Consider the following 20,256-nt stretch of genomic DNA (forward strand, 5'->3'; position numbering starts at 1 on the left):
TTTTAGGCAGTATGATTAAATAGAAGTATCGTATCTCTGCTCAACTCTACTCATCTCAACTACCCTAGTCTCATTCTCATCTTCTCTAAGCTTGCAATGCCGTTCACACCTGTGTGTAAACTTCGGCTGTTCATATCGTATTATAATTCCTTGTTTTTTGTCAACTGTAAATCAGGCCGAAGCGTGACAGCCTCTTCCAAGTATATGTGCTGTATGTCTTCCTGCTTGACATCTGTCTGAACGGTCATTAAAACGCGAATACACTTCTTTAGACCTCCATCAATGTCAAGCTCTTGCATACAAGTGACAGGCACATAGGTCCATCCTTCAAACTGCCTGAGTGCTTTTGCTGGAAAAACGGAGTGAATATCTTGTGTAGCTGAAATCAAGATCTGCACGACACGCTCTGGATCTACTTGATTTTTTGAAATGATCGCTTCTAGCAGCTGCTTCGTTTTGGTTAACACTTCTGTTTCTGTATCTTCTGTCACAGTTGTAGCCCCGCGTATCCCGCGAAACATCATAGACAGCCCTCCTCCCGTTTCCATTCTTCGAGCCAGTGATACAGCTCATCTTTTGTGAAAGATTGCAGGGTGACGTCTCCAACTTGTTTTAGCAAAACAAACTGAACACTCCCGCCTCTTGCCTTCTTATCACCAATCATGCGATCGACAAATGTTTTGGTTGAAATCGTTTGTGTGACTTGTACTGGGAACCCTAGTTCTTTCATCCACACTTTAAGTTTCTCGCGATCTAGGCTGAGTCCTTGCTCTTTTTCACTGACATATAAAGCAAACTGCATGCCAATTGCAATGGCATCTCCATGCGTGATCGCACCGTATCCATACTCCGCTTCAATGGCATGCCCTAGTGTATGACCTAAATTCAAGTATGCCCGCACACCTTGTTCTTTTTCATCTTCTTGAACAATGGATGCTTTCACTTGAATCCCTTGATAAAGCATATGTGCCAGTTCATCCTTTGATAATTCTGTCAACGAACGAATGGACATCAGTTCTGATAAAAAGACTTCACTTGAAATCAGTGCATGTTTTATCACTTCTGCAAAGCCTGATCTCAGCTCTATTGGTGAGAGTGTCTCTAGCATACTTGTATCATAGATGACAGCAGCCGGTTGATGAAACGCACCAATTAAATTTTTGCCGAGCGGATGATTGATTCCGGTTTTTCCGCCGACTGCACTATCATGTGCAAGCAGCGTGGTCGGTACTTGAATAAAATCAATGCCTCTCATATAAGTGGCAGCAGCAAAGCCAGCCAAGTCTCCAATCACCCCGCCTCCTAATGCAATGATGCATGAGGAGCGGTCGAGTTGAAATTGGATGGCTTTCGTATGAATCTGCTCAAACTGCGCAAAAGATTTTGATTGTTCTCCGTTTGGCACCACTACTTTTTGTACAGACCATTTCTGTTTCAGTAATTGAACCATTTCATCTCCATAAAGGGCATCGACGGCTGAATCTGTCACGATAAAGAGCTTCGTGTAGGATCGCCCAGTGGAAGTAATCAATTCTACGATATTTTGTCTAATCCCATCACCGATATATACAGGATAAGTGGCTGAAGACGTCTTCACTTCCAGTGTTTTCATTAAAACTCCCTCTGAAGCTGGCGCATTTTGTCCACATTTTCTTTAATGCGATCAATTTGATCAAGGCCAAACTGCTCAACTACAGCATTGGCGATTTCCCATGCAACGACTGCTTCTGCCACAACACTTGCGGCTGGAACAGCACAGCTGTCAGAACGCTCAATACTTGCAGAGAAAGGTTCTTTTGTTTCAATATCCACGCTTTGCAATGGTTTGTATAAGGTTGGGATTGGTTTCATAACCCCTCTTACGACGATCGGCATGCCAGTTGACATTCCGCCTTCAAGACCACCTAAGCGGTTTGTTTTTCTCGTATAGCCTTTTTCTTCATCCCAGATGATTTCATCATGAACTTCACTGCCATTTTTAGAAGCTGCCTCAAAGCCAATACCAAATTCAACACCTTTAAAAGCGTTGATACTCAGTACTGCGCCTGCAAGCTTGCTATCCAGTTTGCGGTCATAGTGCACATAGCTGCCGACTCCAACTGGCATCCCTTCAACGATGACTTCGACAATACCACCAATTGAATCGCCGTTTTTCTTCGCTTCGTCAATGGCATCCATCATTTTTTGACCAGCTTCACTGTCATAGCAGCGAACAGGTGATTCTTCTGTTACTTTTTGCAAATCTTCAATAGATTTATAAGCGGTATGGGAAGCTTTTACTCCACCAATTTCAAGGACGTGACCAGCCACTTTGATTCCAAGGTGAGCCAAAATTTGTTTAGCTACTGCACCTGCTGCTACACGAACCGTTGTCTCGCGTGCTGATGAGCGCTCTAATACGTTTCTCATATCACGGTGACCATATTTAATCGCACCATTTAAATCCGCATGTCCTGGTCTTGGACGAGAGATTTGACGCTTCATTTCACTCTCTTCTTCTTCAGTAATCGGCTCTGCACCCATGACCTTTGTCCAGTGCTTCCAATCATTATTTTCAACAACAAGTGCAATAGGAGAACCTAATGTTTTCCCGTGGCGAACACCACTTAACACTTTCGCTTGGTCTTTTTCAATCTGCATTCTTCTTCCACGGCCATGACCTTTTTGTCTTCTAGACAGTTCATAATTGATGTCATCCTGCTCTATGTAAAGTCCCGCTGGAACTCCTTCAATAATTGTGGTCAGTTGTGGACCATGTGATTCACCTGCTGTTAAGTACCTCATGACTTATTCTCCCTTCATCGCATTAACGCTTTTAAGTAAAACTATGATAACACACTTCCTACTAAAAAGTCAGCTACTACCCCTTCTTTTGATAAAAGAAAGTATCAGCAGAGGTTAATCCAAACTTTTCTGGGTGAAAAATTTGTTCTGTAGAACCAACAAATAATACGCCATTTTGCTTTAAACTGCTGCTCATTTTTAAGTAAATTTCTTCTTTCGCCTCTTCTGTAAAGTAGATGAGAACATTTCGGCACACGATGAGATCCAGCTGTTTTTCATATGGATCCGCTAAAAGGTTGTGTTTCTTAAATTGAATGTGCTTTCGAATCTCATCCTTCACCGTGTAAAATGAAGAATCTTCTTTTGTGAAATATTTTTGCTTGATTTGATCTGGCACCTCTTGCAAAGATCGTTCATGATATCTTCCTTTTTGCGCGGATTGCAAGACTTTATCATCAATATCCGTTGCAATAATTTGGAAGTCTTTCACAAGCGGATGGCTTGATAGCAGCATTGAGAGTGTATACGGCTCTTCTCCAGTAGAGCAAGCTGCACTCCATATTTTTAGGGTGCCACTGTTTTTTGAAAGCAGCGGCAGGATTTTTTGATCAAGTACTTCCCAGCGCTGATAGTTTCGGTAAAATTCTGACACATTGATCGTCATTCGATCCATCGTTTCATCTAATAGCGCTTTGTCCTTTTCAAGAGCAGACGCAAATGCCTCAAAATCTTTATATCCTTTTTTATCATAAAGGGATGTTAATCTTCGTTTCATTTGTGCTTCTTTATATAAGTTCAGATCTATCCCAGTTAGTTTTTTCCATTTTCCAACAAATACTTGATACTGATCCATCAATGTCCTCTCCTGTCTCATCTATCTTTGTCCTAGTATAGCTGTTTTTATCATAAATTTGTATCATCTCATGCGAAAATTCGTATAGAAATCTCAATATAAAAAAGCCAAAGTGATCATTTGATGAACACTTTGGCTTGAACATTAATAAATCCAGCTGGAGATCGTTTGATCCCAGTTTGTCAGTTCTTCTTGTTTAAAGAAAAGGTTGATTTCTCTTTCGGCACTTTCTGGTGAGTCTGAGCCATGGATAATATTTTTGCCAACAGTTAATCCATAGTCACCTCTTATCGTTCCCGGAAGCGCTTCCTTCGGATTTGTCTTTCCAATTATCTGCCTTGTTACGTCTACGACTTGTTCACCTTGCCATACCATCGCAAATACAGGTCCTGACGTAATAAAGTCAACCAATTCACCGAAAAATGGTTTTTCTTTATGCTCTCCGTAATGTGTTTCTGCTACTTCTTTTGGAATGCTCATGAGCTTTGCTCCAACAAGCTGAAGCCCCTTTTTTTCGAATCTTGACACAATTTCACCGATTAATTGTCTTTCCACACCATCAGGCTTGACCATAAGAAATGTTTTGTCCATATACGTTTTCCACCCCGTCGTTATGTATGTATAGGCTTACATTGTTACAAAGTGATCGTATCATTTTTTTTTATAATAATCAATTTTTGACAAAAAATTTCACAAAAAAACCAATCAACGAAACGTTGATCAGAATTTTCGTTTACCAATATATTTTGCAATCGACGCTAATGATGATTTAGCCCGCCCGCGCGGAAGTTGATCGAGCTGTTCAAATGCTTTTTTCAAATACATTTCACTCACTCGAATGGAACGGTCGATCGCATCTGTTTGTTTGAGATGTTCAATTACAGGTTTCAGCTGCTTTTCTGTCGTTTCACTATTGATCAGCTTCAACTGACCTTCTAACGTCGGGTTCTGAAGCGCATATAAAACAGGAAGAGTGACATTTCCTTGTAAAAGGTCCCCACCAACAGGTTTGCCTAATTCTTCTTCAGTTGATGTAAAATCAAGGACATCATCAATGATTTGGTACGACATACCAACATAGTACCCAAACCAGTAAAGGGCTTTATGTGTTTTTTCATCTGTTCCAGCTGCAATCGCGCCTAATTGACAGCTGCCTGCAATAAGCAAAGCTGTTTTTCGTTTAATTCTTCTTAAATATGTACGAAGGTTTTGGTCCATGTTGTATTTATCTTTGACTTGTTCTATTTCCCCAAGACAGAGCTCGACGACCATTTTTGACAAAATTTCATGTGCCATTGGGTGATTGATTTTCGTCATGTACTCGAGTGACCTTGCAAATAAGTAATCCCCCGTGTACATCGCAATTCTGTTGTCCCATTTTGCTTTAATCGTCGGTTTTCCTCTTCTTAGTTCTGCATCATCAATGACATCGTCATGGACAAGTGATGCCATATGAATTAATTCAAGCGCTACGGCTACATATTTAATTTTATTAATATCATAGTCACCAAACATGCCTGATAGGAGAACAAAAACGGGGCGGATTCGTTTCCCGCCCGCTTGCAGCAAATGAAGACCGGCTTCACTTAATAATGCATAATCAGAGCGAACGGTTTGTTCAAGCTCTTTTTCAATTATATCGATATCATGATTTAGAAAAGAAATCATTGCTTTTAGTTTCATTATTTTCACCCAAATATCGTTTATTCAAAGCTTCTTTCCGATATGTGTTGCTGCTACACCGCCTGTAAATGGATGATACGAGACATCAGATAGACCGGCCTCTTCAAAAAGAGACGCCAGTTCTTTCATGCCAGGGAACGTTTTGGCTGATTCTTGAAGCCATGAATACTCCTGATAGCTTTTGGCAAACAGCTTGCCAAAGAGCGGCATGATGTATTTGAAATAGACATAATACCCTTGTTTAAACCCAATCATCTCAGGCTGTGATGTTTCAAGGCAGACAACCATTCCACCGGGTTTTACCACTCGTGTCATTTCCTTTAGCACTGTTAAGTAATCAGGGACATTTCGAAGGCCAAAACCGATTGTGACATAATCAAATGAGTTGTCCTCAAAAGGGAGCTCCATTGCATTGCCGTGGAGCAGCTCAATTTGATTGTAGCCGCCTGTTTTCACCTTTGTTTCGCCAACACTCAGCATATTTTTACTGAAGTCAAGGCCTTTGACCTCGCCTGTTTCTCCAACAGCGTCTGCAAGCGCAATTGTCCAATCGGCAGTTCCGCAGCATACATCTAGTGCTTTGGCTCCTTTTTGAACATTCATGAGCTTCATTGTTTTATCGCGCCATTTTTTATGCTGTTTAAAGCTAATGACAGAGTTCATTTGGTCATAGTTTTTATAAATTTTTTCAAATACACCGTGTACTCGCTGTTCTTTTGATTGCTGCATGACTTACCCTTCTTCCACTTTCTGATGGTACGCAGGTTCATTTTTCATATGATCCAAGCGATTTAATAGCTCTTTTTGAACGATCGGAGAAGAAACTAGATGCTCCTTGATTGATCGTTTGGCCTTTTCATAGCCTTCATTCTCAAAGTTGTCAAAACATGTATAGGCGTCCGTATAGCTATCGTTCAAAAAAAGTTTTAAATGTTTGTCGTCTTCTGCTTGTTTCATAAAACGTTTATAAACAAGGAAGCGACTTGCAATTTCATTCCAATGCGTCAATTGAAAGTGCTCAGAAATTCTTTGGAATAGCGCAGATTCCACTGTAGCAACACTTTTATAAAAGTGGGCTGCATCTTGAATGGATCGATCATATAGTCTAATTTTATGTTCATTAATCTCTTTGATCGCCGTGGCGAGAGTGCGGATCATGTAAATATCTTTCATGTCAGAGAGAAGAGAGTAATAGAGACCGCTGAAATAGTCTCCTGCTAGGATGGTCAACTGACGATTTTTGAACTCGTCTTGTTTGATGGCTGCAGCAGTTGTGACTTCGTCATGGGTATCAAGGGCAATTTGCACAAGCATCGCCGTTAAAATATAATTTTCTTTTTTCTCAGCATCGATTTGAGCTTCATCAAACATTGCATGAAAAAGAAGGAGCTTATCTTCATCGATGAGCGGCGCACGCAAATGCTTCGCCAAATAAGGATGAGAAAGCTTTTTGTTTAATTTTATATTCAGATTAGATAAAATTCCGTAGATGTCTTGCAAAGATATCACCCTTGTCCCAAAAATTACAGTTTCATATGTAGCTCTCTAGATTGTATAGAGATTTATTATACCATATCAGGCCTGACTTTCATGCTATCAAGTGCATAGTCGTGCGTTATTTCTTTGCTTCGCTTTGAATTTCACCAAAGCTTGTTTGAATGACAGCATCGCCCCGCACTTTGATGGCTGATGTGTGCTCAGTAAATTGTGCGATAATGACTTCACCTTTATCGAGCTTTTCGGAATGGTGAAATCTTGTATCGGAACCTCTAGTTAAGCCGATCACATTGACACCATTATCAATGGCTTTAATCACCACAAAATCAGATGCTTTATTTTCACTCAATCTGTTCACCTTCCATCTATGGATTAGTCGTTTTTAATAAAGGAAAGCACTTCTGCTCTTGCTGCCGCATCATTTGCAAATGTACCGCGTACGGCTGAAGTGACTGTTTTAGCGCCGGGCTTCTTCACTCCGCGCATCGTCATACACATATGCTCTGCTTCAACGACAATCATCACACCATGTGGATTTAAAGTTTCCACCATACTATCTGCAATCGTTGATGTAATGCGCTCCTGAAGCTGCGGGCGCTTTGCCACGGCTTCTACTGCTCTTGCCAGCTTGCTGAGTCCCGTTACTTTTCCGCCGCGCGGAATATAAGCGACATGGGCTTTGCCATAGAATGGCACAAGATGGTGTTCACACATTGAATGAAAAGCAATATCTTTGACAAGAACGAGTTCTTCATGATCTTCACCAAAAATGGTTTTAAAATGTTCTTTTGGATCTTCATTTAATCCCGAGAACACTTCTTCATACATTTTTGCTACTCGTTTTGGGGTATCAAGAAGTCCTTCACGATCTGGATCTTCTCCGATTGCTTTTAATATATCGCGTACTGCGTGTTCGATTAATTCTTTATTTATTTCACTCATGTATTATATCCTCCAAAGGCGATTACATTTCATTCAGATTCTAGCACACTTCAGATCCTAAAAGCAAAGGAGAGCGTTCTAAACAAACCATTTGATTCAAAAGGAAAAGCCCCTTATCAAAGGGGCTTTTCTAGACCAGTGTGAAACTGTATATGTATAACTCCTTCAATAGGATCATTACACATAACGATTATTTACCTGCCACCGCGTCTTTAAGTGCTTTACCTGGTTTGAAAGCAGGTACTTTGCTTGCAGGGATTTCGATCTCTGCACCAGTTTGTGGGTTACGTCCTTTACGAGCTGAACGCTCACGTACTTCAAAGTTACCAAAACCAATAAGTTGGATTTTGTCACCATTTTTAAGTGCATCTAAAATTGTATCAAAAACAGAATCAACTGCTTTTGTCGCGTCTTTTTTAGATAACTCGCTTGCTTCAGCAACCGCGTTAATAAGTTCTGTCTTGTTCATGCCTTTCACCTCCTCCCAAAAATATGCATTCAATAGATTGTTATCATTTCTTCACAATTCATCTTCTTTCTATACACTTTTTTTGAAAAAAAGAGCGTCTAGAAAGCGTCATACATGGCTTTTCATTAGAAAACTTCTCTTTGAAGGAATGTTTGTCCAACAAAGTGAAGATTTTCTGTAAGTAGATTAACACATATGAAATACCATATCAAGCATTTTAAAGGGAAGAATCCTTATTCGTCAAGGATTAAGGGCACTTTTGCGAACGAATATTCCTAATTTCAGCCTGAATCTGACTAATCTTTATACAATTGTCTTTTTATGACTTAACCCGCACGCAAAAAAAGACCCCCATCAATGAGAGGTCTCACATCCTATAGAATAATCGCGATCAGACCGCCTGATCCTTCGTTAATAATTCGTTCAAGCGTTTCCTTTAGTTTATACCTTGCATTTTCCGGCATCAGCGAGAGTTTTGCTTGAATGCCTTCTCTGACAAGCGAGCTGAGTGAGCGTCCAAATATATCGGAATTCCAGATAGAAAGCGGATCATCTTCAAAGTCTTGCATTAAGTATCGGACGAGCTCTTCACTTTGTTTTTCTGTTCCGATAATCGGCGCAAACTCACTTTCTACATCTACCTTAATCATATGAATAGATGGCGCGACTGCTTTTAATCTGACGCCGAATCTTGATCCTTGCCTAATGATTTCCGGCTCATCTAAACTCATATCCGACAAAGCTGGTGCCGCAATTCCGTATCCAGTCTGCTTCACCATTTTTAAAGCGTCAGACACTTGATCATACTCCGTTTTCGCATGTGCAAAATCTTGCATGAGCTCAAGAAGGTGATCTTTGCCCCTAATTTCCACACCAACCACTTCTTTTAGGATATGATCATATAGATCATCCGGCGCATACAGATCAATTTCTGCGATCCCCTGACCCATTTCAATGCCTGCTAAGCCTGCTCTTTCGATAAAATCGAATTCACTGAACTGACCTACCACTCGGTCAACATCTCTTAATCTCTTAATATCCTTGACGGTTTCTTTCACTGAATCCTGATAACTCTCTCTTAGCCAATGATCTTCTTTTAGTACCATGACCCAGCTTGGCAGGTTCACATTCACCTCAAGCACTGGGAATTCATATAATGCTTCACGAAGTACACTGAGGACGTCTTGTTCTCTCATACTTTCGACACTCATCGCGAGTACAGGAATATCATATTTTTGACTAAGTTCCTGCCGCAGCGCTTCTGTTTCAGGGTGATAAGGTCTCACAGAGTTGATTACCATAATAAACGGCTTTCCAACTTCTTTGAGTTCGTCAATGACACGTTCTTCTGATTCAATATAGTCATGTCTTGGGATTTCTCCAATTGATCCATCTGTTGTAATCACAACACCAATGGTGGAATGCTCTTGAATGACCTTGCGTGTACCAATTTCCGCTGCTTCATGAAACGGGATTGGTTCTTCATACCACGGCGTATTAATCATTCTCGGACCATTTTCATCTTCATAACCACGTGCACCAGGCACGGTGTAGCCTACACAATCGACAAGCCTAATGTTGACATCCAGGCCGTCACTCACGTGAATGGATGCCGCTTGATTTGGCACAAATTTTGGTTCTGTGGTCATAATGGTTTTTCCTGCTGCGCTTTGCGGCAATTCATCCTGTGCTCTTGCACGGTCTGCCTCATTATTGATATTCGGGAGCACCACGAGCTCCATAAACTTTTTAATAAACGTAGATTTCCCTGTACGAACAGCTCCAACGACTCCTAAATATATATCGCCTCCTGTTCGTTCAGCGATATCCTTGAAAATATCGACTTTTTCCAAGTGATCCCCTCCCGGACTTGCTATCCTCGTTTTCAAATAAAATACTCTATACTTCAATCAAACGGTGCTTGAAAGGTGTCAGGACAATATATGTGTATGACGTTGTCCTATTTGAATATGACACCTTTTTTGTTTTGAGAGTATGTTTAGCCATAAAAAAACCTTTCTCCTCATTTATATGCAGAGGAGAAAGGTTCATTCTTGTTTATGACGTCTTTTTTTCTAAAAAAGCCGGCTCACCTTTTTTGTTGATCGTATATGGAACAGAAAACGCTGGTACAAACGGGGTTTCCTGCCAATAGACATCTTGAATATTTTCACCTGGTTTCAGCTTTTGTTTCGTATTTTTCAAAATCTGGGCAAAATCACTGCGATAGTCAACATAGATTTCGCCATTTGAGGAAATCAGTAATGGAAGTGATTCACCCGTGACAGGGCTCGTCACTGTAGGCGGTGCTTTTAACCCTAGTTTTTTTTCATTTAACGTATATAAATCTTTAGAGACTACTTTGCCATATGGCGGATATGTATGTTCATCTTGATATATTTTGATCCTTAGACGTAATTCACTGATCGTTTGTGTCATTTTGACATCAAGCAGTTTCACCGTTGGGTTTTGTTCGACGTCTGTGAGGACATAGATATATTCGCCCCCGCCTTCAAAAGATGTCGACGGTACATCGTGTAAATATCTTGGTGACAGACGCTTAAAGTCAATGACATACTTCTGATAAATAGGTGTGTCGCCTTCTTTTGTTTCAATCGGTAAAAGGCCATTTGTCGCTTTTTGAAAATCTTCAATTGCGGTCTGCACACTTTGCAGCTGCTCTTTATATGGCACGCGGTTTTCAGCTTTACGATTCTCTGGATAGAGGCACCCCGTAAGTAAAATAAGTGTTAACAGCATGACACTGATTTTTGCTTTGATCATCACATTCTTCCTTTTTCTTTATTCATTGACTGGTCCGCTAAATACAACTAAAAACACAATGATACCTGATATGAGCATTAAGCTGTACGCGACAGTTGAGGCTGTTATTTTCAGAAACCGGCTCTTCAGCTTAAACCTACTCAGATAAATGGTTACAACGGCTAAAAACATGAGCCCCATTGAACCAAGCGCAAACCACATCTTGATTAAAGCAAAACTCATCGTGCCTGTCCCCCTTTAATACAAACGAATTGTAAGCGTTTATATTTCATTCTAAACCAAAATTAAGTAAAATATCAATCATTTTTCCAATCAATTCAGAAAAAAGTGCATAAAAAAACTGAAGCAAAGAGGGGGACTCTGCTTCAGTCATTAGGTCGACTATTTTTCCTCATTCTGTAGAGGCAAAGCTCTATTCAAACTTCATTGTTATGTTATGCAAGTCTTCCCCTTCTTGCATCCTCTACACGCCTAAGTTCAGTCTTCCAATTATTTTGTTTGGTTTTCGAACATGTTCACAAGGTCTTCCATCTCATGTGTTTTCACACGTGCCATTAATGATTCTACAGCATCGTCTACCTTTTTCCCTTCAAATAGGACGCCGTAAAGAGCCTCTGTAATCGGCATGCTGACCTTGTATTCTTTGGAGAGCTGATAAGCGCCTTTTGTTGTGCGGACGCCTTCGACAACCATCCCCATTTTTTCAAGCACTTCTTCGAGCTTATATCCTTTACCGAGTAAATTCCCGCAGCGCCAGTTACGCGAATGAACACTTGTACATGTGACAATCAAATCTCCAACACCTGTTAATCCGGCAAACGTAAGAGGGTTTCCTCCCATTTTTGTGCCGAGGCGGGCGATTTCAGCAAGACCCCTTGTGATGAGCGCTGCTTTCGCATTATCGCCATATCCGAGTCCGTCTGTGATCCCTGCCGCAAGAGCGATGATGTTTTTCAGCGCCCCGCCAATTTCCACACCAATCACATCAGGGTTTGTGTACACTCTGAAGTTATTGTTCATAAACAAATCTTGAACAAATTGAGCCGCTTCAATATGTTCTGATGAAACTGTAACAGTTGTCGGATGACGCAAGCCAACTTCTTCAGCGTGACTTGGTCCTGACAGGACAACAACTGCTTCTCTTTTTGCTTCTGGGACTTCTTGTTCGATCATTTGAGAAATTCTAAGAAGTGTATCTGGTTCAATTCCTTTACTGACATGAACAAATGGCACCTTTGACGTAATGAACTCATTTGCCTGTTTCAATACTTCTCGAATGGCCTTTGTTGGCACAGCGACAATAATCGCATCTGTCCCTTCTAGTGCCTGTTTCATATCTGTTGTCGCTTGAATAGACGCTGGTAATGCAACATTAGGCAAGTAATCATGATTTTCATGTTTCTCATTGATTTGATCAATTAATTCTTGTCTATGTCCCCACATGTGTACATCATGATGATTATCAGCTAATACAAGCGCAAGAGCTGTTCCCCAGCTCCCTGCTCCAAGTACTGAAATTTTCTTCATCCTGCTCACCCTTTTTATTTTCTCGCTCTCGCAAATATTTTAATTGGTGTTCCTTCAAAACCAAATGCATCTCGAATTCGGTTTTCTAGGAAACGCTCATAAGAAAAGTGCATAAGTTCTGGATCATTTACAAACACAACAAAGGACGGCGGTTTGATCGCCACTTGTGTTGCATAGTAAATTTTCAGACGCTGTCCGTTATGGGTCGGCGTTGGGTTCATTGCTACGGCATCCATGATAATATCGTTTAGAATGTTCGTTTGAACGCGCATCGCATGATTTTCACTAGCGGTAATGATTGTTGGCATTAACGTGTGAATTCTCTTTTTCGTAAGAGCAGACATGAATAAGACAGGGGCATAATCAAGGAATTGAAAATGCTCACGAATGTTTTGCTCAAATTCCTTCATTGTACGCTCGTCTTTTTCAACAGCATCCCACTTGTTCACAATGATCACAACGGCTTTACCCGCTTCGTGTGCGTAGCCGGCAATACGTTTATCCTGTTCAATAATGCCTTCTTCACCATCAAGAACTACAGCGACAACATCCGATCGATCAATGGCTTTCAACGCACGGAGTACACTGTATTTCTCTGTTGTTTCATAAACTTTCCCTTTTTTCCTCATACCAGCTGTGTCGACAATGACAAAGTCACGTTGGTTGTACGTAAACATTGTATCTACAGCATCTCTTGTTGTACCAGCGATGTTGCTGACAATGACACGTTCTTCACCGAGCATCGCATTCACCAAAGAGGATTTCCCTACATTTGGGCGGCCAATTAAGCAGAACTGTACCACTTCTTCATCATACTGTGTATCTGGTAAGTTTTTGAAATGCTCTGCGACAGCATCAAGCAGATCACCTAGACCGAGTCCGTGCGTTCCAGAAATCGGATACGGTTCGCCAAATCCAAGTGCATAAAAGTCATACACGTCGCTTCTCATTTCAGGGTTGTCCAATTTATTGACAGCAAGTACGACAGGTTTTTTCGTGCGATATAAAATTTTTGCGACTTCTTCATCCGCAGATGTGACGCCATCTCTTCCATTGACCATAAAGATAATAACATCCGCTTCATCCATTGCGATTTCAGCCTGATGGCGAATTTGCGCCAAAAACGGCTCATCTCCAATATCAATTCCACCAGTATCTATTAAATTAAAGTCATAATTTAACCATTCAGCAGAGCTATAGATTCGATCTCTTGTTACACCAGGTGTGTCTTCTACAATCGATATTCTTTCGCCTGCGATTCGATTAAAAATTGTAGATTTTCCAACGTTGGGCCTTCCAACAATGGCTACGACAGGTTTACCCATAGTACCCTTCCTTTCAATCCAGCCGCGATTCAATATGTTCATCATCATGTTTCAACCGGGATTTATAATTTTCATTCAGTTTTATGAAATAAACCCTTCAAACATGAAGGGTTCAACTTATATATTATATCAATTTTTAATCAGACCACAATGAATAACTTAAAAATGTTTGACGATCAAGTAAAGATCTTCTCCAATGCCGTGTGCAATTCCATCTAAAATGGCCTCTAAATTCATGGCATACATGTCGAGCTCTTCTTTATTTTCACAGAAAAAAACGGCTGTTCCGCCAATGACCCGCTCTTTATTTGTTGTCGCCACAGCCAATATAAATTGTTCAATGGTGTTCGCCATGCCCTATTACCTCACTTTCTTTTTAATGAAATCTGTCGGCATTCTAATGGCATTTTCTAAAATAGGCACCTCTTCTAATACACGGACAGCCAAATCTTCACGCTGCCATTGCGGTAAAATGAATACGCCAAGTGTGCCATTATTCAGATCACGTTTTGCGAGCGGACAAAGCGATGGTTCACCAGAATCTCGGTATACACCAAGCACGTTGGATAAATCAAATAAGATGGCTTGCCGCTGCCCAAGGTTTGCGATGGTTGTGGCCGAGTTAAAATTCTTTGGAGTCAAGATGAACCCCATTCCGTGCTCTAAAATCAATTTTTGCTTTTCAGGCAGCCCGATATTCATAATGTAAATATCATTTACGTAAAGTCCTGCGCCGTCAAAGCGAAGTTCCCCTTTTTGAATATTCACGATATCCTTTAATTGGCTCCCTGACATTAATAGTTTTGCCATGAAAAAACAAAGAATACCGACCACTGTCCCAACGACGAGCGAGAAGAAAATACAGGCGGTCGTTGTAATAAGGGCAGTAAGAATGGCAATATAATTTCGACTTTCAAAGGCAATCGCAATGCCTTCGATATATGTACTGCCTCGTGAGACAAGCTCGTACGAATCCATTTGGGTCAATGTATTTCTTTCCATATTACGCACATCACGAAATTGCGTGGCTGCAAGCGTCAGAAAGGTAATAGCAGTGAATTCTTCCTGGATCAGTGCAGGCATAATAATAGCACCAAGCCCTGATGCGATAAAACCAAGCGCAATGTGAATCACTTGTCCATGAATATATGTGGGATATTGCCGATAATCAGTTCTTAGCATATAAAGCCTAGCCGCCATCCCAAAGATGACACCAATAATCACAGGAAACGTGTAATCCGTCATGTTGATTTTGCAGCCCCTTTTACTGGTTTTCTAGATGAACGGGTGTTCAAGAGTTTTTCAAGCTGACCTACACCTAATAGAAAAACAGCTCCTTGAACAGCCATGGAAAGAAACGAGAGATCTCCTATGACAATGGAAGATGTGAGGCGATGAATCGTAAGCACATAAAGGGCTTCCCCCAGACATATAGCCATCATCCATAAAGTGATCCGTTCCGTTAACTGATGCCCATATGTTAAACACATCAAGATCAGCAAGGCAAATACAACCCAGTCCACCTTTATTATCGTGAACCAAACTGGATCATATAATGCAAAAATCATAAAAAAGGCATACGCACTGACCATGGAACCTAATTGCATGATTCGCATGATTCGATGAGCAGGCCGAAAGATCACGAATGACATGCAAGCATATAAAAAGGTCATCAAAAATCCTGCATTGATCCTAATGTCTAAAATAGAAACCATGACATGACTGCATATAATATGAATGAGAACACATACGCCCAGCACATTGCGCCATGTGCTTTTCTCCATGATAAATGTCACCATAATCCAAACGAACCATATTGACCAATAATAGTACAATGCCTCCAACCCTCATCACCTCAATTACATTATGGGAAAATCTCCAGTTTTTAAACGTATGAGAAGGTGCGGGATTTGCATGAAATAAACAAGAGGTGACACCCTAATAGTTGAGGAGGGATGTATGATGGGTAAGGATAGACAGGAAAAACGCCTAAAGGCATCAAGAAGAGTTGAATCTGACCGTGATCAATCCATTCATCACAAAGGGGCAACAACTTTAGAAGGCCCGGAAGACGCTCGCAAAAGAAATCAATAAAAAAAGACATGTGATCATCACATGTCTCAGCGTGTAGACAAACCCTCGCATTCGATGTCAGTCCTGCGCGCTGGTGCTCACGAATGTCAAATTCGCTCCGCAAAAGTAGCTGTCTTTCATAGACTGTAAAGGTTTTCTTTCACGCTGAAAAGAAGACAAAGGGCTAAAATTTCATTTAGTCCTTTGTCTTCTTATTTCTTAAACTATAGTACGTAGTATCCACGCCTCTTTCTTTCAGCCAATGACTTGTTTCCCCTGTAAGCACAATCGGAGCTTGCCGTAGCTCCTCAATTGTCTTCATGCCAAGTACTGTCATCAACATCTTCACATCATCTTGTAGATCAATGATATCAGAGATGAGGTCCTTTTCTCCTCCACTCGTCAGGGATTTTAAGAAAAAGCCGGCTAATCCAGCGGCAGACGCACCAAGAGCAATTGATTTTGTCACATCAAGTGCATCTTGAATGCCTCCAGAAGCTAGGACGGTTTGATCTGGAAAGGCTGTATGTACTTCAGCCAGACTCGCTGCAGTTGGAATTCCCCACTGGTCAAAATAGCGAAGTGCTTTTTGACGGCGCAGGTTCTCGATTTTAGAAAAATTCGTTCCCCCAAATCCGCCTACATCAACAGCAGCAACTCCAGCATCAAATAATTTCTTTGCTGTTTCCTTATTCATCCCAAATCCAACTTCTTTGACGACAACAGGTACCTCAATTGATTCAGTGATGGCTGCGATCCGCTCAACAGCACCTCTGAAATCACGATCTCCTTCAGGCATGACGATCTCTTGAATCACGTTTAAGTGAATTTGGAGCATGTTTGCCTCCAGCATGTCAACGGCATCCCGTGCTTGCTGAATTGTCGCCTCACTGCCTAAATTGGCAAAAACGAGTCCATCCGGATTCATCTTTCGAACCACTTCATACGTACGACGTTCGTCTGCATCTTTCAGTGCAGCCATTTGTGATCCGACTGCTACTGGAATATTGGTTTCCTTCGCTGCGATAGATAAAGAGCGATTAATCTCATAGGTCGATTCTCCGCCTCCACCAGTCATTGCATTGATAAAAATTGGCGAACCGAAAGTCAGTCCGCCAATTGTCGTATGTGTATCAATTTGTGATGTCGCAAGATCTGGTAAACTGGCGTGAACGAAGGAAACATCTTGTAAACCTGTTGCTGCATGCTGGCCAGTCGACAAAGCATGCTCAATATGCTGTTTCTTTCTTTCTGCTCGCGTCAATTTTGATCACCAAATTATTTTAGTTTATTGAGTTTATCACCAATCAGGTCACCAAGCTGGAATCCGCTTGTATTTTCTTCTTTCGCCTGATATTGACGGTAATCCTCTTCGATTTGTTTTTCAGGATTCTCTTCTAATTCACGAATGCTAAGTGAAATGCGCTCTTCATCTTCATTGACATCAAGCACTTTCACTTTCACAGTCTGCCCTTCTTCAAGGACTTCTTGAGGAGTACCAATATGTTTGTGTGAAATTTGGGAAATATGCACAAGTCCTTCTACACCTGGCAGAATTTCAACAAATGCACCAAAGCTCACAAGACGTTGAACGGTTCCTTCAAGAACATCACCTTGTTTTACCTTTTCACCAATTTGGCTCCAAGGTCCTGGTAATGTTTCTTTAATAGATAGTGAGATACGTTCGTTATCGCGGTCAACAGCAAGAACTTTGACTTTCACTTCCTGTCCTTCTTCAACAACGTCAGATGGCTTTTCGACATGCGCATGGGATAGTTGAGAAATGTGAACTAATCCATCAATGCCGCCAATGTCAACAAATGCACCAAAGTCAGTCAGGCGCTGCACTTTTCCATCAATCACACTGCCTACTGCAAGCTTTTGCAGGAAGTCTTGCTTCTTGTCTAATTGTTCTTGCTCAACGACTGCACGATGCGATAGAATCACGCGGTTTTTTTCGCGGTCAAGCTCTACCACAACAAGCGAGAGTGTTTTTCCTTTGTAGTCAGTGAAGTCTTCTACATAGTGTGCCTCAACAAGAGACGCAGGAATAAATCCGCGAACACCAATGTCGACCACTAGACCACCTTTGACAACGTCTTTTACTTCTGCTTCAAATACTTCTTTTGTTTCAAACTTTTTCTCTAGGTCTTCCCAAGCGCGGTCTGCATCAACAGCACGTTTCGATAAAATCAAAGCATCGTCTTCGACCTTTGTTACTTTAAGCTCTAACTCGTCGCCATCTTTCACGACATCTGATGCTTTTTCAACGTGAAGACTTGATAATTCACTGATTGGGATGATCCCAGGTTGTTTCACATTGACGATATCTACATTGACATGCTTGTCCTCAACTTTAGAAACAATCCCTTTCACTACATCTCCAACCTCTGGTACCTGAACATCGATTTGATTCATTTCCTCTGTCATTTCGATAACCTCCTTGGTCCAAACCTACACAGCTTAGTTAAAACGACTGGGTGAATATGTGTCCTTAGCATGATGATTGCCAGCCGAATATGTATTATAGAAACATTCAAATCAACAGAATTGCTTGAATGATCAATAAAAATAGTATTAGTATAAACTTCTAATAAAAGACCTTGTTTGTCAAGAGATAAACCTCTAACTTATAAAAGTTTTCTAAAATTTCTTACTGTTTTTCTACACGCTCTGCTGCATCTAAAATTTTACCTGCAACCTCTTGAATAGAAAGAGAAGTCGTGTCAATTTCAATGGCGTCATCTGCTTTCTTCAGCGGTGATACCTCCCGCTCAGAATCAAGCTTGTCACGTCTTGCAATCTCTTCGATCAGCTGATCGTAGTTGACATCATAGCCTTTTTTCTGATTTTCTTCAAAACGACGTTTTGCTCTTTCCTCTACTGACGCAAGCAAGAAAATTTTCACTTCTGCATCTGGAAGAACATGCGTGCCAATGTCTCTTCCATCCATGACGACACCGCCTCGGTTCCCCAGCTCTTGCTGCCTGCGGACCATTTCTTCCCTAACAGCTCGATGCTTTGCAACAACAGAGACTTGATTGCTTACGCGGTCTGTTCTGATGTCTTCTGTGACATCGATCGTGTCTAAATGTACTTTTTGACCTTCGTCAGTTGACACAAGTTCAATGACTGTGTTTTTCAATAACGCATCAAGTGCCTGTTCGTCTTCAAGATCTACGCCTTGATTGAGTGCCGCAAGTGTAATTGCGCGGTACATCGCACCTGTATCGATATAAATATATGATTTTTTCGCTGCGACAATTTTTGCCACAGTACTTTTTCCTGCTGCAGCAGGACCGTCAATTGCGATAGATAATTTCTTTTTCATAATACCTCTCCTTGATTGAATCTCCCTTATGAATTGTAACACGATCACCGCTCAAACGGGGGAATTTTCTATCAATCCTTTTGCTTAAATGTCTCAATCCAATCTTCAATGCTCATGTTATTCACACCCTCGTATTGTACGACTTTTGACAAAAATAGTTCTCCTTTCGTCAAGTGAAGGGTGACCTGAACCGCTAAAAGCAGAATGAGCTGAATGAGCACTGCTTTGAATAGCCATCTTTCCATTGTTTTCATACAAAAAGCCTCCAACGCTAGATTCTTTCTCTCTAGTATGGAAGCTTTTGACAACCTTTATTCTTATACTTTTTTCACACGTGTTAGAAGCTGCTGCTGGAAGCAGTACTTCATGATGTGCTGCTGGTGGTCGTTTGTGATTTCAGTAAATTCCATGATCGCTCTTGTTTTCCCCGTCTGTTCATCTTGATAAACACGATTCATTTCTGCAATCGCTTTAATTTTCACTGGTTCTTTAAGTGAAAGTTCAAACTCTGTGACGACCTCGCCATATTCTTTTAGTGAGACACCTTCTGGAACAGCAATTGCTACACCGCCAGCACTCATATTGACAATAAATGTGTCGAAGGTTTCTTCACCATTTTGCGTAATGGACGCTTTCACCATCGTATCCACTCGAAGATATTCTCTTCGCTGAAGCCGGATCATTTCTTCTTTTGGCGGAATCGAAACGACAATCATCGGGATATCTTCTTTTCTTTTCCCAATGACTTTGCTTGTACATTTGTATGGAATTTGATTTTCATCGAAAAAGAAGACGGTGATTTCTGTTTCTTGATTTAAATAGATCGTGCGCCCCGTTTCTTTATCAGCTGGATAATTAATGCAAATATCATCGTTATTATTTTCCAAAACTTTCGATTTTGCAGTTTTCACTTCTTTGTTCTCATTGACATACTCAATTGTGATTGCATCCCCTATTTGTAACATTCCTCATCACTCTTTTCATCTGT

Annotated in this window: 25 protein-coding genes; 1 reads left to right on the forward strand and 24 read right to left on the reverse strand. The window is 41.0% G+C overall.

Annotation, left to right across the window (positions count from 1 at the left end; all coding sequences use genetic code 11):
- Window positions 1-140: 140 nt before the first annotated feature.
- The 19 genes from aroH to ABG082_RS10475 form a co-directional block, all read right to left on the reverse strand.
- Entirely contained in the window at window positions 141-524 is a 384-nt protein-coding gene (gene aroH / locus ABG082_RS10385; RefSeq protein WP_181891506.1) for a chorismate mutase, read from the reverse strand.
- Window positions 521-1,612 carry a 3-dehydroquinate synthase gene (gene aroB, locus ABG082_RS10390; RefSeq protein ID WP_348936081.1) on the reverse strand — a complete coding sequence of 364 codons (1,092 nt, stop codon included), beginning with the start codon at window positions 1,610-1,612 and terminating at the stop codon, window positions 521-523. Before aroB ends, aroH begins: the two co-directional genes overlap by 4 nt.
- The gene (aroC, locus tag ABG082_RS10395) at window positions 1,612-2,784 is read right to left on the reverse strand and encodes a chorismate synthase (RefSeq protein ID WP_342494180.1); all 1,173 of its coding nucleotides are present in this window, start codon (window positions 2,782-2,784) and stop codon (window positions 1,612-1,614) included. Before aroC ends, aroB begins: the two co-directional genes overlap by 1 nt.
- Before the next feature lie 76 nt (window positions 2,785-2,860).
- A complete protein-coding gene (locus ABG082_RS10400) occupies window positions 2,861-3,637 on the reverse strand; it encodes a protein-glutamate O-methyltransferase CheR (protein WP_342494181.1) in 777 nt (258 codons plus the stop codon).
- Window positions 3,638-3,781: 144 nt separating this feature from the next.
- The gene (gene ndk, locus ABG082_RS10405; RefSeq protein ID WP_003216015.1) at window positions 3,782-4,228 is read right to left on the reverse strand and encodes a nucleoside-diphosphate kinase; all 447 of its coding nucleotides are present in this window, start codon (window positions 4,226-4,228) and stop codon (window positions 3,782-3,784) included.
- A 129-nt stretch (window positions 4,229-4,357) separates the two neighbouring features.
- Entirely contained in the window at window positions 4,358-5,320 is a 963-nt protein-coding gene (hepT, locus tag ABG082_RS10410; protein ID WP_007500951.1) for a heptaprenyl diphosphate synthase component II, read from the reverse strand.
- Window positions 5,321-5,344: 24 nt separating this feature from the next.
- The gene (locus ABG082_RS10415) at window positions 5,345-6,049 is read right to left on the reverse strand and encodes a demethylmenaquinone methyltransferase (protein ID WP_007500957.1); all 705 of its coding nucleotides are present in this window, start codon (window positions 6,047-6,049) and stop codon (window positions 5,345-5,347) included.
- Window positions 6,050-6,052: 3 nt separating this feature from the next.
- Window positions 6,053-6,820: a heptaprenyl diphosphate synthase component 1 gene (locus ABG082_RS10420; protein ID WP_007500958.1), complete on the reverse strand. Its 768-nt coding sequence runs from the start codon at window positions 6,818-6,820 to the stop codon at window positions 6,053-6,055.
- A 115-nt stretch (window positions 6,821-6,935) separates the two neighbouring features.
- Window positions 6,936-7,166: a trp RNA-binding attenuation protein MtrB gene (gene mtrB / locus ABG082_RS10425; RefSeq protein WP_008344541.1), complete on the reverse strand. Its 231-nt coding sequence runs from the start codon at window positions 7,164-7,166 to the stop codon at window positions 6,936-6,938.
- Between the two features lie 23 nt (window positions 7,167-7,189).
- On the reverse strand, window positions 7,190-7,759 hold the full coding sequence (folE, locus tag ABG082_RS10430) for a GTP cyclohydrolase I FolE (protein WP_003215789.1): 570 nt from the start codon (window positions 7,757-7,759) through the stop codon (window positions 7,190-7,192).
- Between the two features lie 190 nt (window positions 7,760-7,949).
- A complete protein-coding gene (gene hbs / locus ABG082_RS10435) occupies window positions 7,950-8,228 on the reverse strand; it encodes a non-specific DNA-binding protein Hbs (protein WP_003215863.1) in 279 nt (92 codons plus the stop codon).
- Window positions 8,229-8,602: 374 nt separating this feature from the next.
- Entirely contained in the window at window positions 8,603-10,081 is a 1,479-nt protein-coding gene (spoIVA, locus tag ABG082_RS10440) for a stage IV sporulation protein A (protein ID WP_008344534.1), read from the reverse strand.
- A gap of 205 nt (window positions 10,082-10,286) precedes the next feature.
- Complete coding sequence (locus ABG082_RS10445; protein WP_007500961.1) at window positions 10,287-11,012, reverse strand: hypothetical protein; 726 nt, start codon at window positions 11,010-11,012, stop codon at window positions 10,287-10,289.
- An 18-nt stretch (window positions 11,013-11,030) separates the two neighbouring features.
- Window positions 11,031-11,234 (reverse strand): DUF2768 domain-containing protein, encoded by a 204-nt coding sequence (locus ABG082_RS10450; RefSeq protein WP_008344530.1) that lies wholly within the window; start codon window positions 11,232-11,234, stop codon window positions 11,031-11,033.
- Window positions 11,235-11,501: 267 nt separating this feature from the next.
- On the reverse strand, window positions 11,502-12,539 hold the full coding sequence (locus ABG082_RS10455) for an NAD(P)H-dependent glycerol-3-phosphate dehydrogenase (RefSeq protein WP_008344529.1): 1,038 nt from the start codon (window positions 12,537-12,539) through the stop codon (window positions 11,502-11,504).
- 14 nt (window positions 12,540-12,553) lie between these two features.
- Window positions 12,554-13,864, reverse strand: a complete 1,311-nt coding sequence (gene der / locus ABG082_RS10460) for a ribosome biogenesis GTPase Der (protein ID WP_008344528.1) — start codon at window positions 13,862-13,864, stop codon at window positions 12,554-12,556.
- A gap of 159 nt (window positions 13,865-14,023) precedes the next feature.
- Window positions 14,024-14,218 carry a hypothetical protein gene (locus tag ABG082_RS10465; RefSeq protein ID WP_008344527.1) on the reverse strand — a complete coding sequence of 65 codons (195 nt, stop codon included), beginning with the start codon at window positions 14,216-14,218 and terminating at the stop codon, window positions 14,024-14,026.
- Window positions 14,219-14,224: 6 nt separating this feature from the next.
- On the reverse strand, window positions 14,225-15,109 hold the full coding sequence (locus ABG082_RS10470) for a YIEGIA family protein (RefSeq protein ID WP_007500964.1): 885 nt from the start codon (window positions 15,107-15,109) through the stop codon (window positions 14,225-14,227).
- Complete coding sequence (locus ABG082_RS10475) at window positions 15,106-15,648, reverse strand: hypothetical protein (RefSeq protein ID WP_116307082.1); 543 nt, start codon at window positions 15,646-15,648, stop codon at window positions 15,106-15,108. The genes ABG082_RS10470 and ABG082_RS10475 overlap by 4 nt, the downstream gene beginning before the upstream one ends.
- Before the next feature lie 178 nt (window positions 15,649-15,826).
- On the opposite strand from ABG082_RS10475, the gene ABG082_RS10480 reads away from it, so the two are divergent.
- Window positions 15,827-15,958, forward strand: a complete 132-nt coding sequence (locus ABG082_RS10480) for a YpzI family protein (RefSeq protein WP_008344525.1) — start codon at window positions 15,827-15,829, stop codon at window positions 15,956-15,958.
- 175 nt (window positions 15,959-16,133) lie between these two features.
- Here ABG082_RS10480 and fni read toward each other — a convergent pair whose 3' ends face one another.
- From fni to ABG082_RS10505, 5 genes are all read right to left on the reverse strand, one after another.
- Window positions 16,134-17,201: a type 2 isopentenyl-diphosphate Delta-isomerase gene (fni, locus tag ABG082_RS10485; RefSeq protein ID WP_348936082.1), complete on the reverse strand. Its 1,068-nt coding sequence runs from the start codon at window positions 17,199-17,201 to the stop codon at window positions 16,134-16,136.
- 14 nt (window positions 17,202-17,215) lie between these two features.
- Entirely contained in the window at window positions 17,216-18,367 is a 1,152-nt protein-coding gene (gene rpsA / locus ABG082_RS10490; protein WP_008344519.1) for a 30S ribosomal protein S1, read from the reverse strand.
- 223 nt (window positions 18,368-18,590) lie between these two features.
- Window positions 18,591-19,268 carry a (d)CMP kinase gene (gene cmk, locus ABG082_RS10495; RefSeq protein ID WP_017359766.1) on the reverse strand — a complete coding sequence of 226 codons (678 nt, stop codon included), beginning with the start codon at window positions 19,266-19,268 and terminating at the stop codon, window positions 18,591-18,593.
- A 71-nt stretch (window positions 19,269-19,339) separates the two neighbouring features.
- On the reverse strand, window positions 19,340-19,522 hold the full coding sequence (locus ABG082_RS10500) for a YpfB family protein (RefSeq protein ID WP_008344514.1): 183 nt from the start codon (window positions 19,520-19,522) through the stop codon (window positions 19,340-19,342).
- Between the two features lie 63 nt (window positions 19,523-19,585).
- Complete coding sequence (locus tag ABG082_RS10505) at window positions 19,586-20,233, reverse strand: flagellar brake domain-containing protein (RefSeq protein ID WP_007500975.1); 648 nt, start codon at window positions 20,231-20,233, stop codon at window positions 19,586-19,588.
- Between the last annotated feature and the right edge of the window lie 23 nt (window positions 20,234-20,256).

The sequence above is a fragment of the Bacillus sp. BS1807G30 genome (assembly GCF_040047675.1).
GTDB lineage: Bacteria > Bacillota > Bacilli > Bacillales > Bacillaceae > Bacillus > Bacillus altitudinis.